This window comes from Streptomyces venezuelae (assembly GCF_008642375.1).
Taxonomy (GTDB): domain Bacteria; phylum Actinomycetota; class Actinomycetes; order Streptomycetales; family Streptomycetaceae; genus Streptomyces; species Streptomyces venezuelae_G.
Window position 1 is genome coordinate 2,230,497 of record NZ_CP029194.1, and the last position, 12,773, is coordinate 2,243,269.

Sequence of the window (12,773 nt, forward strand, 5' to 3'; positions counted from 1 at the left end):
AAACTTCCTCTCGCCCCTGTTTCGGGGGCATGCTCGACTTTTCTCGCTGGGCGAATACATGAGGTTCCGGGGGCCGGGGGTCACCCGCGCCCTCCCTGGGTCCACAGCACGGTCACGTTCAGCTCCGCCATGCGCCAGCCCTCCCGGGTCCGCTCGGCCCGTACGTCGTAGTGGGCGCCGCCGGTGAAGAGCGGGGCGGACCCGTCGTGCGGGACGTGCACGGCGTGGACGTTGGCGCGTATCGAGGCGCGGTCGCCGTCCGCGTCGACGGCGCAGTCGACGACGCAGTTGGTGGCGTAGTGCTGGGTGCCGGCCCACATCGCCTTGGGGGCGCTCATGAACGCCGACAGCCCGTCGATGCCCTGGTGGGTGCCGTTGGGAAGGACCAGCAGGACGTCCTCGGTGAGCAGCGCGCGGTACCAGTCCTCGGTCAGGGGGGCCGGCTCGTCGAGTCCGTGCACGAACCGGTCGACCAGGCCGACCAGTTCGTTCCGGTCCTCCAGGGCGCGCAGTCTCTCCTCCAGATCGGCGGGAGCGGGAGCGAGAGCGGAAGGGAGGGAAGTCATTCGGGTCTCCTTGTCGTGTCTGCACACGTCATGGGCGTACGGAGAAGGCCGGGCTGTCCGCCGCGGTGTGGGGGGTGGGGGTGGGGTGGGGGTGCGCGTTCGTGGTGGTGCCGAGGGCCCGCGGGGCGCGGCTTCCGGCGAAGCCGTCGTCGATGACGGGGCCGCATTCGCGCTCGGGTGAAGGCGCCGGTCTCCAGGGGCTCGGGCCTCGTCCACGGCCGGAGAACAGCTCGTCCTCACCGACCGGACGGCCTGGGTGTCGGACTCTGTGGACCAGCCTCTTCGGACCGTCCGGGAGAAGCAATCGAATTGCCGCAGAGCTGACAGGTCCTGTCCGACACATGACGTGGGGGGTGCCGCGAGCGCCTGCTCGGCCGGCCGGCCCTGTCAGCCGGTGGGGGGTGCCGTCAGACGGCGAGGCTCCGGTGGAGGTGGTAGCGCCTGAAGCCGAGGGGACGGACTCCCGGCATCTCGTTGGCGATCTCCAGCGACCTGCGGCTCAACTCGCCGCCGAGGAACTCGATGTGCGCCTCGTCGTCCGTCCACTCGGCGAAGTTGAGCACGCGGCTGCCGTCGACGCTGAGGTGGAAGTGCGCGGCGATCAGGCCCGCCTGCTCGTCCACCGAAGCGCTCTCCACGTTGCTGACGATCGCGTCCACGATGCTCCGCTGCCGCTCCGAACCGTCCACGTCGAAGCTGGCGGCGACCATGGCGCCCGGAGCCTGCCCCGTCGGGTCGATGAGCACGTCGCGGTGCAGGCGGTACTCGATCGCGTCCGTGCTCGCCGGGCCCTCGGGCAGGTTCAGGCCGCGCGTGAACGGCCGGTAGACGGAGTCGTCCGTGCACTGCGCGTAGGTCAGGACGACATCGTTCCCCGTGCTCAGGTAGCAGGCGAACGACAGGATGCCGTCGGGCCGGGGCGTGCTGTCCCAGGCGTCCATGATCTCGTCGAGCACCGCGCGTCCCTGGTCCGCTCCCTCCACGAACCAGTAGCTCATGTAGACCGCGTGGGAGTCGGGGCGGGTGATGTCCGGGTCGACGGCCATCGGGGCGGTGGAACTGGGCATGGTTGTCGTCTCTCCTGGTGTGGTCGGGTCTTCGGTTCTCGCTCGGCGGGGCCGCGCGGAGGAGCGGCGCACGGCCATGTGCGTCAGAGCCGGTTCCAGGCCTCGGCCTTCGGGGCGAAGAACTCCCGCAGCTGCGGCATGAAGGCCCCGGATCCGGCCGCCGTGGTGACCAGTTCGCGGACGTACAGGGCCAGCTTCTCGACGTCGGAGTCGCTCAGAGCCGTGTACGGTGCCCGGTCCAGCCGGCACGTCTCGCGCTCCATCTCCTCCCGCAGCGCGACCCCACGGGCGGTCAGGGTCCCCGCACCGTCGATCAGCTCGCGGTCGACGAGCCTTTCCTGCGCGGCCGACCAGTCCTGCTCGGACCAGCCGCGCTGGGGCATCACGACCTCCTTCGGCATGCCCAGCTCGCTGGCGCAGTCGAGGACGAGCGCCTCGGCCCCGATCAGTTCGAGGTGGCCGAGCACGATGGCGTGCCCGTCACCCCGGTGCTCCCGGAGCATGGTCGCGGCGTGCCACAGCGCGATGTGCGGCTCGTCGGGCTGCTCCAGGGCGACGTTGGCCGCGTAGAGCGGGCGCCCGGGGAAGGAGGCCCCCCACGCCGCGGCCGTGGCCAGCTTCGCCGCTTCCGCCATCTGCTCCGACCGGATGACCTCGGGGCCGAGGAGGCGTTCGAGCGCCGTGCCGATGGCCTTCTGGCGCGCGAGGATCGCCTGCTTCGGCGAAACGGAGTCCCAGACCGCGGGCACGCGCTCCGCGACGAAGGCGGGGGCGAAGCCGTGGAAGACCGCGGTCACGACCGGGGCGTCCACCGCGCCGAGCGGTGCCGAGCGGCACGCCATGTAGACGCTCAGGGGATCGGTGACGCCGAATCGCTCGAGTTCCACTCCCAGATCCGGGGTGAAATACGAGATCGAATGCAGCGCATTCACCGCCTGCGCACAGCGCTGCTCATAGGAACGCTCACCACTTTGTGCTGCAGTCATGACATCCTTAAGACCTGGAGGAGAGAGGGGAATTCAGAGGGAGGCAGACAGATTTGAGCTTCTGCGGCACCCGCTGCCCGGGCAAGGGAATTGACCAAGGAATGACGCGGGCTGACAGGGTTCTTTCGGCTCACTGCGGCGGATTGCCGTGCTTGCGCGAGGGCAGGTCCGCGTGCTTGGCCCGCAGCATGGCGAGCGACCGGATCAGCACCGAACGGGTCTCGCGCGGATCGATGACGTCGTCGATCAGTCCGCGCTCGGCCGCGTAGTAGGGGTGCATGAGCTCGTCCTTGTACTCCGCGATGCGCTGCTGCCGTACGGCCTCGGGGTCCTCGGCCGCGTTGATCTCCCGGCGGAAGACCACGTTGGCCGCGCCTTCGGCGCCCATCACCGCGATCTCGTTGGTGGGCCAGGCCAGGGCCAGGTCGGCTCCGATGGAGCGGGAGTCCATGACGATGTAGGCGCCGCCGTAGGCCTTGCGCAGCACCAGCGAGACGCGCGGCACGGTGGCGTTGCAGTACGCGTACAGGAGCTTGGCGCCGCGCCGGATGATGCCGTTGTGCTCCTGGTCCACGCCGGGCAGGAAGCCGGGCACGTCGACCAGGGTGACCAGCGGGATGTTGAAGGCGTCGCAGAACTGCACGAAGCGCGCGCCCTTCTCGGAGGCCTCGATGTCGAGGACGCCGGCCATGGAGGCGGGCTGGTTGGCGACGATGCCGACGACATGGCCGTCGAGCCGGGTCAGCGCGCAGACGATGTTGGTCGCCCAGGCCGGGTGCACCTCGAAGTACTCGCCGTCGTCGACGACCTCCTCGATGACCTTGCGGATGTCGTACGCCTGTCCCGGCTCGGCCGGGACCAGGTCGAGCAGCGACTCGTTGAGACGGTCGGCCGGGTCGCCCGAGCGCTCGACGGGCGAGAGCTCGCGGTTGTTGGCGGGCAGCAGCGACAGCAGGTAGCGCACGTCCTCGATGCAGTGCTCCTCGTCGTCGTACGCGAAGTGCGAGACGCCGGAGACGGCGGAGTGCACGTCGGCGCCGCCGAGGCCGTTCTGGCTGATCTCCTCGCCGGTGACCGCCTTGACGACGTCCGGGCCGGTGATGAACATCTGCGAGGTCTCGCGGACCATGAAGACGAAGTCGGTCAGGGCGGGGCTGTAGGCCGCGCCGCCGGCGCACGGGCCGAGCATCACCGAGATCTGCGGGATGACACCCGAGGCCCTGGTGTTGCGCTGGAAGATGCCGCCGTAGCCGGCGAGCGCGGTCACGCCCTCCTGGATGCGGGCTCCCGCGCCGTCGTTGAGCGAGACCAGCGGTGCGCCGGCCGATTCGGCCAGGTCCTGGATCTTGTGGATCTTCTGCGCGTGCGCCTCGCCGAGCGCGCCGCCGAAGACCCGGAAGTCGTGGGCGTACACGAAGACCGTGCGGCCGTGGACACTGCCCCAGCCGGTGATCACTCCGTCGCTGTACGGCTTCTTGTTCTCCAGGCCGAAGCCGCTGGCCCGGTGCCGGCGCAGGGGCTCCACCTCGTTGAACGAGCCCTTGTCCAGGAGCAGCGCGATCCGCTCGTGGGCGGTCAGCTTGCCCTTGGCGTGCTGGCGCTCGGTGGCGGCCGGGTCGGGGCCGCTGCGCGCCGACTCCTTGATGTCGGCCAGCTCGGTGATGCGGCCGTGGATCGTCTCGTCTACTGGGGACATGCGGGTCCACACTCTCGTTAAGTCGATGGTCAGACGGCGTTGTCTGTGGCAGTGAAAGCACCGGTGGTCAGGGCGAGCTGGCGGGCGCTGCTCGTCGCGTGGACGCGGGCGTGCGGTGCGATGCGCCGGACCAGGCCGCCGAGCACCAGGCCGGGTCCGGCCTCGATGAAGCGGTCCACGCCCGCCGCGCCGAGCTCCTCGACCGCCTCGGTCCAGCGCACCGGGCGGGTGAGCTGGCCGGCCAGGGCGACGATCGCCTCGGCGGCGGTGGACACCCGGGCTCCGGTGACGCTGGAGACCAGCGGGATCTCCGGGTCCCGGAACTCGGTGGTGATCAGCGCCTCGGTGAACTCCGCCTCGATGCCGCGCAGCAGGCTGGAGTGGAAGGGGCCGCCGGCCCGCAGCTCCGCCACCCGGGTGGCCCCGGCGGCGTGCGCCGCTCGCGTCAGCAGGGTCACGGCCTCCGCCTCGCCCGAGACGACCGTCTGGCCGGGGCCGTTGTCGCCGCTGATCTCGACCGTGCGACCGGTGTCCGCGGCGACCTCGCCACACAGGCGGGCCACCGCGGGGCGGTCGAGGCCGAGCACCGCGGCCGTGGCGCCCCGCACCCGGTCGTCGACCGTGGCGACCAGCTCGCCACGCAGCCGTACCAGACGCAGCGCGTCCGTCCATTCCAGGACGCCCGCGGCGACCAGCGCCGCGTACTCGCCGAGGCTGTGTCCGGCGACCGCGTCGGGCTCGACACCCTGCCCGCGCAGCACCTCCAGGGTGACCAGGCTGGTGAGCAGGATGGCCGGCTGCGAGACCGCCGGGTCGTCGAGGTCCCGGCCGGGACCGTGCCAGCTCAGCCTCGACAGGGGGATGCCGAGCACGTCGTCGGCGGTGCGGTAGTAGGTCTCCACCAGATCGGGCCGCTGGGCGAGCAGGTGCCTGCCCATGCCCACGCGCTGTGAGCCCTGCCCGGGGAAGACGAATGCGGTGCGGTTCATCCAGTCACGTCCTTGTCGTCGGTCAGCCGGGGTCGCCGGGCGGCCGGTGCGCCTCAGCAGGCGAGGGCCGGTACGGCCGGCTCGGATAGGTCCGCTCCGCCGCCGGTGTCGTGGGTGCGGAGCCAGTCCCCGTTCAGCCAGCGGACGTTGACCGAGCGGGGAGCCGCCCCCCGGACCGCTGCCGCGGCGGAGTGCGTGGCGGTGCAGGGGATGTCGAGTACGGTCCAGCCGGGCGGGTGGCGCCGCTCGTCGGCGCCGAGGTAGTCCTCGGCGGGGGAACGGCTCAGCCCCGTGCCGATCCCTTTGAGGAAGGCTTCCTTACGGGTCCAGATCCGGCCGAACAGAGCCGCCTTCAGCTCCTCCGCCGTGGCGTCCGCCAGCTCGCTCTGTTCGTCCGGGTGCAGGGCCTCGCCGCAGATCTCCACACTCTCCTGGCGCGGCAGTCTCTCCACGTCCACCCCGACCGGGGCGGCCGCCACGCCCACCAGGGCGACTCCGCTGCTGTGGGACAGGGAGAAGTGCAGGGGCGGCCGGGCCGGTGTCGGAGCGACCGCCGGCCGGCCGTGCGCTCCGCCGCACCCCGGGCAGGGCTCGCGGACGAAGCGGATGTCCTGGGGCAGGGTGCCGGTGTAGCGGCCGAGCAGTCTGCGCAGGGCGACGTGGGCGGTGGCGTACAGCAGCCCGTCCGCCGGGCGGATGAACGAGGCGGCTCTGTGCCGCTCCGCCCAGTCGAGCTCCGAGGTGTCGAGCACCGCCCCGGCCGTCTCGTCCGGGCGGCGCACCAGCCACAGGTCGAGCCGGCCCTCGGAGACGGTGAACTCCTGCTCCTGCGGGTCGGGGTGACGCGTGGGCCGGCCGGTCGGCGCTCTGTGCGCCGCCGTCATGCCATGACTCCGGAGTCGCTCCAGTGCGAGGTGCGGTCCCCTCCGAGCTGGCCTGCCAGACAGTCGACCAGCTCGGCGGCGCTGTTGGCCAGCAACAGCATCTGCAGGTTCAGTTCGACCTGGAGGGCGGCCTCCATCCGGTGCTGGAGTTCGAGGCCGGCGATCGAGCCGATGCCCAGACTGTTCATCGGCCGGCCCGTGGTGTCCACGCTCTGCGGCGGAATCCCCAGGAGCCGGCCGAGCTCCTGGCGTACGTACGTGTCGAGCATGCTGCTGCGCTCGCGGTGATCCGCCGCGGCCAGGGCGGCGCGATCGGGCACGCGCACCTCGACGGCGGACGGGCGTGTCCGGCTGGCTTGTGGCGTCGCTGTCATGTTCTGTCCTGAGCTGGGTGACGTGGTTCGTTCATGGGTCCGGCCGAAGGGACTGCCCGGGCGGCGGTGTCCGCCACCGGCCGTCTCGCGAGGCCGCGGAGTGCGACGAGCAGGCCGGCGACGCCGACGGCCGTGATCAGCGCGAGCACGGGCCCCCGGCCCGCCGAGTACAGCGCGGCGCAGAGCACGGTCATGAGCGCCGCCGCCAGTTGGACGGCGGTCTGGTAGAGGCCGCCGGCCATCGCCTGCTGCGGAGCCGGAACGGATCCGGTGGCCTGCACATGGAAGGCCGTGAAGGCGAGGACGAACGCGGCGCCGACGAGCAGCAGGGTGGGGAGCACGTCCGTGGCGTAGTCGACCGTGCCGCCCTCGCGCGGGTAGAGCGCATAGCCGAGGGGTGCGGCCGCGGCTCCCGCCGCGATCAGCCGGGCGGGCCCGAAGCGGGTGACGAGCCTCCCGGAGTGCAGCGCGGTGAGGGCGAGCGGTACGGCGGCCGGCAGGAAGGCGAGCCCGGTGCGCAGCGGCCCGAAGCCCGCCTGCTGCTGCAGGTGCAGGGTGCTCACCAGGAGCAGCCCCAGGTAGGAGCCGTTGAGGGCGCCGGCGCCGAGCGCGGAGCGCACCAGCGGTTCGTGGGCGAGCAGGTCCAGCTTCAGCAGCGGTTGCTCGGCGCGCAGTTCCACGCGTACGAAGACCACCGCGAGGAGCGCCGCGAGCAGGAAGGCGCCGATGGTGCGGGGATGGTCCCAGCCGGCGGCCGGCCCGGAGGCGATCGCGTACACCAGGAGCAGCATCGCCCCGGTGAGGCTGAGGGCGCCCGCGGCGTCGTACCGCCGCGGCGTCTTCGGGTCGGGCCTGTCCCGGGGGATCAGACGCAGCCCGGCGACGAAGAGGAGCAGGGCGACCGGCGCCGGGAAGGCGAAGGTCCAGCGCCAGCTCACCTCGGTGAGCGCCCCGGAGAGGAGCAGCCCCACCGAGAAGCCACTGGCGCCGAAGAGCGTGTAGACCGAGAGCGCACGGCTGCGCGCCGGGCCCTCGGGGAAGGTGGACGCGATGATGGCGAGCCCGGTGGGCGCGGTCAGCGCGGCGCAGAACCCCTTCACGAACCGGGTGGCCACGAGCAGCGTCGCGCTGTCCGCGAGGGCGCTCACGAGGGATGCCGCGGCGAACACGAGCAGCGCGGCCAGATAGACCGGCCGGCGGCCGAGCAGGGCGACGACCCGGCCGCCGAAGAGCAGCAGCGCTCCGAAGCCGACGGCGAATCCGGAGACGATCCACTGGAGTTGGGATGTGGCCAGGCCGAGGTCTTCGCCGATGGAGGGCAGTGCCACCAGAGCCACGGACACCTCGAGGGCGTCGATGAGCATGTTTCCGGCGAGCACGAACAGCAGGCCCCACAGGGCAGGGCTCCACCGCCCGTCGGCTTCTGTCTCGGCCTGAGCAGGGGCCCGGGGTGTCCTCGAACGTGTCATGGTCCCGTCCGCCGTAGAGGGTGAGTGAGGGGCTTCGGTCAGGGGGCGGGCCGGCCGCGGAAGGGGTTCCGCGGCCGGCCCGGCCGGCGCGAGGGGGGGTGACGCGCCGGCGGTCCGTCGGGCCGGGCTGCTCAACCGAGCAGCGTGCCGCCCGTGGCGTCGACGAAGGAGCCGGTGATCCAGCGGGCCTCGTCGCTGGCGAGGAAGGCCACGACGTCCGCGACGTCCTCCGGCTCGCCGACGCGGTTGAAGGTGGACATCCGCGCCATCTGCTCCACCACTTCGGGGATGCCGAAGACGGGGTTGTCGTTACGGGTGATGCCCGGCGCGACGGAGTTGACGGTGATGTTGCGCGAGCCGAGGTGCTTCGCGAAGTGCAGGGCGAGCTGGTCGACGGCGCCCTTGGTCATCGCGTACGCGATCTCGTCCGGGTTCGCGAAGCGGGTCAGGCCGGAGGTGATGTTGATGATGCGGCCGCCGTCGGGCATGTTCTTCAGGGCCCGCTGGATGAGGAAGAACGGCGCCTTGGCGTTGACCGCGAACAGCTCGTCGAACTTCTCCGGCGTGGTGTCCTCGGGCTTGACCCCGCCCATCACACCGGCGTTGTTGACCAGGATGTTCAGGTCGGTGCCACCGGTGCGCTCCCGCAGGCCGCTCTCGAGCCCGAGGAACAGTTCGTGCACGTCGCCGGGGACGCCGAGCTCGGCACGGACCGTGAAGGCCCGGCCGCCGTCCTTCTCGATCGAGGCGACGACCTCGTCGGCCGCGTCCTTGCGAGAGGTGTAGTGGACGGCGACCAGCGCGCCCTCCGCCGCGAGGCGTACGGCGGCCGCGCGGCCCATGCCCCGGCTCGAGCCCGTGACGAGCGCGGTCTTGCCCGTGAGCCTGCCCATATCTGTTCTCCACTTCTTCACCGTTGCTGTGTCCGACGACTTCGTCGGTAGCGAAGTCGCCGGGGTCTTCCGGGACCCGGCGGATGCCGGATCCCCCTGGGCCTGCCGGGACTCGGCCGACTGCGCGGACGACGGCGCGCCGAACCAGCGGTTCAGCGCCTGCTCCAGGTCCGCTCCCCCGGTGCCGGCCCAGGCGATGTAGCCGTCGGGGCGCACCAGCAGGGCGTCGGCGCCGGCCACGGCGTCGGGGTGCGGGACGGCGGTCACCGTGTGGACCGGGCCGTCCCAGCGGGCGGCGACGGTGCGCAGCTCCTGCTGCCCGGCGGTGTCGCCGGGCAGCAGGAGCAGGGCGCCGCGCCCGGGGCGCAGGATCTCGGTGCTGGTGAGCGGTCCCTCGTCGGTGCTGAGCTGCCAGTGCGGCAGTCGCACGCCGAGCAGGGGATGATCGCCCGCACCCATGTCGTGGCGGATGTCCAGGCCGGAGACCATTCCGGCCAGGTGGGCCCGGACGTTCTCGCTCTCCTCGGCCAGTTCGGCGAAGACCTGCCGGACCGCGTCGACCTGCTGCGAGCCGAGCAGCAGCAGCGCCTGGGTCCTGATGTTGCTCAGGACTTCCTGGCCGACCGCGTGCCGTTCGCCGTGGTAGCTGTCGAGCAGGCCGTCCGGGGCTCGCCCGGTCACCTGCGCGGCGAGCTTCCAGCCGAGGTTGGCGGCGTCCTGCAGCCCGAGGTTGAGGGCCTGGCCGCCGATCGGCATCTGCTGGTGTGCCGCGTCGCCCGCCAGGAGGAGCCGGGAGGCGCGGTAGGTGGCCGCCTGCCGGGAGGCGTCACCGAAGGAGTTCACCCACAGCGGTGTGCCGCCGCTGATGTCCTCCCCTGTGACGCGCTTCCAGGTGTCGGCGATGTCCTCGAACCGCGGCTGCCTGCCCTGCGGCCGGGCACCGAACTCGTGCACCATCACCCGGGTCACCCCGTCGGGACGCCGGGCGGCGATGGCGAGTCCTCCGTCGAGCCGCTCGAAGCGGCGGTTGCGGATGTCGATGCCCGCCACGTCGGCGCGCAGCAGTTCGCGTTCCGCGTCGGCGCCGGGGAAGTCGAAGCCTCCCAGGCGGCGTACGGCGCTGTTCTCTCCGTCGCAGCCGACGATGAACCCGGCCCGGAAGAACTCCGTCGTTCCCCGGGCCGTGCGCACCTCGGCTTCGGCGTGGTCCTCGGTCACGGTCAGCCCGGTCACCTCGTGACCGCGCCGGATGTCCGCGCCGAGGTCCTTCGCCCACTGTCCGAGCAGCTCCTCGATGCGGGTCTGCGGGACCTTCCACTGGCCCGGGTACGGGCTGGGAAGTGTGAGGTCGAGCGGGATCCCCCCGAAGTGACCCTTCGGCTCGTTCGGTATCTCACCGAGCGGGGCGAGCAGGCCGCGGGTGTCGAGGATCTCCATGGTGCGGGCGTGCAGGGTGGAGGCGCGCGACTCGGTGGTCGGCGCGGTGAGCTGCTCGAGGACCACCACGTCCGCACCGGCGAGCCGCAGCTCGCCCGCGAGGAAGAGCCCGACCGGGCCCGCCCCGACCACGATCACCTGGGTTTCGGTGCAGTCCCCGGCCATGGTCATGCCGCCTTGCGCTCGGCGTAGTCCTTGGCGTGGCCCAGGGTGGCGCGGCTGTTGGTGCTCAGCGCGCTCTGGACGTACTGCTTGGCGTCGTCGACGGTCGCGTCGGCACCGAGGATCCTGGTGATGTTCTCGGTGTTGATGGTCACCGTGTGCTGGGACGAGGCGGCCACGCCCTGGTCGTTCGGGGCGAACGTCCAGTAGCCGGTGTGCAGCGTCATCAGCGCCGGCAGCGTCACCTGCTTGTAGGCGATCCTGTCGTGCGGGAAGGTCACCCGGTACGACTTGGTGGTGTGCACCGAGCCGTCCTTGGCGCGGGTGTCCATCTCGAGCTCCTGCATGCCCGGGGAGGGCTCCGAGAAGCGGACGGTGGCGACGTGCGGCAGCCGCTCGGGCCACTCCCCCGCCTCGTTGACGAAGTCGAAGACGTCCTTGGCCGAGCCGTTGATCTGGACGGTGTCCTCGAAGGAGAACGTCAGGTCCTCGGCCGCGTGCGCCGCCTCGACGTTCTGCTTCAGCGCGGCGAGCTCCGAGCGCGAGTTGCGGTCGACGGCCTCGTCGATCCACGCGAGGCTGTCGGCGTCGTCGTCGATGGCCCGGTAGTCGTGCAGGAGCCGGACACGGGACTCGTCGGCGGAGAGGGACTCGATGATCCAGGTGCCGCCCATCGAGGCGATCGGGGGCGCGGAGACCTCCTGGCGGAAGGTGATCCGCAGCTGCTCCGGGTCCAGGGTGCGGCGCGAGGTCCAGTTCTTGGCCTCGCCGTTGGCGGTGGCCCAGATCCGGATGCGCTCCTCGCCCTCGCCCTGCTCCACGTGGTCGACGTAGATGGTCGGCGGGAAGATCCGGGGCCAGTTCTGCACCTCGGCGATCAGACGGTAGACGGCGGCGGCCGGGGCCGAGACCGTGATCTCGTGCTCCACCTCGCGCAGGCCGGGCTGCGACATGCTCATGCTCCTCGGTTCAAAGATCGGATACGGATCGGGACGGCCCGCTCGACGGGCTGCCCGTGCGGACGGTCGGCTCAGAAGTTGCCGAGGCCGCCGCAGACGTTGAGCGCCTGCGAGGTGATGGAGGCGGCGGTGTCGGAGGCCAGGTAGCCCACCAGGCCGGCGACCTCCTCGGGCGTCGAGTAGCGGCCCAGCGGGATCTTCGACTGGAACTTCTCGAGGATGGCCTCCTCGGTGGCGTCGTACGCGGCCGCGTAGCCCTGGCGGACACGCTGCGCCATGGGCGTCTCGACGTAGCCGGGGCAGACCGCGTTCACGGTGATGCCGGTCGGGGCCAGCTCGTTGCCGAGGGCCTTGGTGAAGCCGACGACACCGTGCTTGGAGGCCGAGTAGGGGGCGCCGAGCACGACGCCCTGCTTGCCGGCGGTGGAGGCGATGTTGATGATGCGACCGCGGTCCTTGTCGCGCAGACCGCCGGTGGTGAGCACCTCGCGGGTCAGCCGGAAGACACTGTTGAGGTTCGTGTCGATGACGTCGTTCCACAGCTCGTCGTCGATGTCCGCGGTGACGCCGCCACCGCTGCGTCCGGCGTTGTTGACGAGGACGTCGACGGTGCCGAAGCGGTCGACGGCGGCCTGGACGAAGGCCCGGGCGTCGGCGGTGGAGCGGACGTCCAGGGTGGTGCCGTCGACGTCGAGGCCCTCGCTCTGGAGCTGCTTGACGGTCTCGGCGACGTTCTCGGCGTTGCGCGCGCCGATGAACACCCGGTGGTTCTGGGTGGCCAGGAGGCGGGCGACGGCGAGCCCGATTCCGCTGGTGGCACCGGTGACGAGGGCGACCCGCTTGTCCTGCTGCGACATGACTCTCTTCTCCATGGGAAATGGGGTGACTCGGTGGCTTGTGGCACCGCCGCGCCGCGCTACGGCGCGGCGGTGCCACAAGGGGGTGCATGGGCCGGGCGCCGCGCTACGCGGCGGACGCGAGCTCCCCGAGGTAGGTGTTGATCGCCACCACGAGGGTGCGCGGGGTGCGGTTCTCGGTGAATATCTCGTCGTCGAGGGAGATGCCGTACTCCCGCTCGATGCGGCCGCCGGTCTCCAGGAGCGCGAGGGACTCGTAGCCCAGCTCCTCGAAGTCGGCGTCGAGGATGTCGCCGTCGAGGTCGACGCCCTCGTCGGCGCCGGCGCCCTCCAGCAGGATGCGCTTGAGGTCCTCGATGGTGAATTCCTGCTTCGACATGGGGGTCCTTTCGTAAGGTGCCGCGCCTGGTGGACGGGCGCGAGGTCAGGTGGAA

Annotated in this window: 12 protein-coding genes; all 12 read right to left on the bottom strand. The window is 71.5% G+C overall.

Annotated elements, in window-relative coordinates:
* Positions 1–80: 80 nt before the first annotated feature.
* The 12 genes from DEJ46_RS09890 to DEJ46_RS09945 all read right to left on the bottom strand — a co-directional run bounded on the left by DEJ46_RS09890 (position 81) and on the right by DEJ46_RS09945 (position 12,718).
* On the bottom strand, positions 81–566 hold the full coding sequence (locus DEJ46_RS09890) for a nuclear transport factor 2 family protein (RefSeq protein ID WP_150265298.1): 486 nt from the start codon (positions 564–566) through the stop codon (positions 81–83).
* 407 nt (positions 567–973) lie between these two features.
* Positions 974–1,633: an antibiotic biosynthesis monooxygenase gene (locus tag DEJ46_RS09895; RefSeq protein WP_190622541.1), complete on the bottom strand. Its 660-nt coding sequence runs from the start codon at positions 1,631–1,633 to the stop codon at positions 974–976.
* 83 nt (positions 1,634–1,716) lie between these two features.
* Positions 1,717–2,619, bottom strand: coding sequence for an SCO6745 family protein (locus DEJ46_RS09900; RefSeq protein ID WP_411757737.1), 903 nt, complete (start codon positions 2,617–2,619; stop codon positions 1,717–1,719).
* A 130-nt stretch (positions 2,620–2,749) separates the two neighbouring features.
* Positions 2,750–4,315 carry an acyl-CoA carboxylase subunit beta gene (locus tag DEJ46_RS09905; RefSeq protein ID WP_150265304.1) on the bottom strand — a complete coding sequence of 522 codons (1,566 nt, stop codon included), beginning with the start codon at positions 4,313–4,315 and terminating at the stop codon, positions 2,750–2,752.
* Positions 4,316–4,344: 29 nt separating this feature from the next.
* Positions 4,345–5,304 (bottom strand): ACP S-malonyltransferase, encoded by a 960-nt coding sequence (gene fabD, locus DEJ46_RS09910; protein ID WP_150265306.1) that lies wholly within the window; start codon positions 5,302–5,304, stop codon positions 4,345–4,347.
* 53 nt (positions 5,305–5,357) lie between these two features.
* Positions 5,358–6,188 carry a 4'-phosphopantetheinyl transferase family protein gene (locus DEJ46_RS09915; RefSeq protein ID WP_150265308.1) on the bottom strand — a complete coding sequence of 277 codons (831 nt, stop codon included), beginning with the start codon at positions 6,186–6,188 and terminating at the stop codon, positions 5,358–5,360.
* Positions 6,185–6,562, bottom strand: coding sequence for an acyl carrier protein (locus DEJ46_RS09920; RefSeq protein WP_150265310.1), 378 nt, complete (start codon positions 6,560–6,562; stop codon positions 6,185–6,187). Before DEJ46_RS09920 ends, DEJ46_RS09915 begins: the two co-directional genes overlap by 4 nt.
* Positions 6,559–8,031: an MFS transporter gene (locus tag DEJ46_RS09925; protein WP_150265312.1), complete on the bottom strand. Its 1,473-nt coding sequence runs from the start codon at positions 8,029–8,031 to the stop codon at positions 6,559–6,561. The genes DEJ46_RS09920 and DEJ46_RS09925 overlap by 4 nt, the downstream gene beginning before the upstream one ends.
* 131 nt (positions 8,032–8,162) lie before the next feature.
* The gene (locus DEJ46_RS09930; protein ID WP_150274281.1) at positions 8,163–10,526 is read right to left on the bottom strand and encodes an SDR family oxidoreductase; all 2,364 of its coding nucleotides are present in this window, start codon (positions 10,524–10,526) and stop codon (positions 8,163–8,165) included.
* A 2-nt stretch (positions 10,527–10,528) separates the two neighbouring features.
* On the bottom strand, positions 10,529–11,476 hold the full coding sequence (locus DEJ46_RS09935) for an aromatase/cyclase (protein ID WP_150265314.1): 948 nt from the start codon (positions 11,474–11,476) through the stop codon (positions 10,529–10,531).
* Positions 11,477–11,553: 77 nt separating this feature from the next.
* Positions 11,554–12,339 (bottom strand): 3-oxoacyl-ACP reductase FabG, encoded by a 786-nt coding sequence (gene fabG, locus DEJ46_RS09940; RefSeq protein WP_150265316.1) that lies wholly within the window; start codon positions 12,337–12,339, stop codon positions 11,554–11,556.
* A gap of 106 nt (positions 12,340–12,445) precedes the next feature.
* A complete protein-coding gene (locus DEJ46_RS09945) occupies positions 12,446–12,718 on the bottom strand; it encodes an acyl carrier protein (RefSeq protein ID WP_150265318.1) in 273 nt (90 codons plus the stop codon).
* Positions 12,719–12,773: the final 55 nt, after the last annotated feature.

Excerpts from the sequence above, each read along its gene's own strand:
- DEJ46_RS09935 (WP_150265314.1), bottom strand. The coding sequence starts at position 11,476 with ATGTCGCAGCCCGGCCTGCGCGAGGTGGAGCACGAGATCACGGTCTCG.
- DEJ46_RS09925 (WP_150265312.1), bottom strand. The coding sequence starts at position 8,031 with ATGACACGTTCGAGGACACCCCGGGCCCCTGCTCAGGCCGAGACAGAA.
- fabG (WP_150265316.1), bottom strand. The coding sequence starts at position 12,339 with ATGTCGCAGCAGGACAAGCGGGTCGCCCTCGTCACCGGTGCCACCAGC.
- DEJ46_RS09920 (WP_150265310.1), bottom strand. The coding sequence starts at position 6,562 with ATGACAGCGACGCCACAAGCCAGCCGGACACGCCCGTCCGCCGTCGAG.
- fabD (WP_150265306.1), bottom strand. The coding sequence starts at position 5,304 with ATGAACCGCACCGCATTCGTCTTCCCCGGGCAGGGCTCACAGCGCGTG.
- DEJ46_RS09900 (WP_411757737.1), bottom strand. The coding sequence starts at position 2,619 with ATGACTGCAGCACAAAGTGGTGAGCGTTCCTATGAGCAGCGCTGTGCG.
- DEJ46_RS09930 (WP_150274281.1), bottom strand. The coding sequence starts at position 10,526 with ATGGCCGGGGACTGCACCGAAACCCAGGTGATCGTGGTCGGGGCGGGC.
- DEJ46_RS09890 (WP_150265298.1), bottom strand. The coding sequence starts at position 566 with ATGACTTCCCTCCCTTCCGCTCTCGCTCCCGCTCCCGCCGATCTGGAG.
- DEJ46_RS09945 (WP_150265318.1), bottom strand. The coding sequence starts at position 12,718 with ATGTCGAAGCAGGAATTCACCATCGAGGACCTCAAGCGCATCCTGCTG.
- DEJ46_RS09905 (WP_150265304.1), bottom strand. The coding sequence starts at position 4,315 with ATGTCCCCAGTAGACGAGACGATCCACGGCCGCATCACCGAGCTGGCC.
- DEJ46_RS09895 (WP_190622541.1), bottom strand. The coding sequence starts at position 1,633 with ATGCCCAGTTCCACCGCCCCGATGGCCGTCGACCCGGACATCACCCGC.
- DEJ46_RS09915 (WP_150265308.1), bottom strand. The coding sequence starts at position 6,188 with ATGACGGCGGCGCACAGAGCGCCGACCGGCCGGCCCACGCGTCACCCC.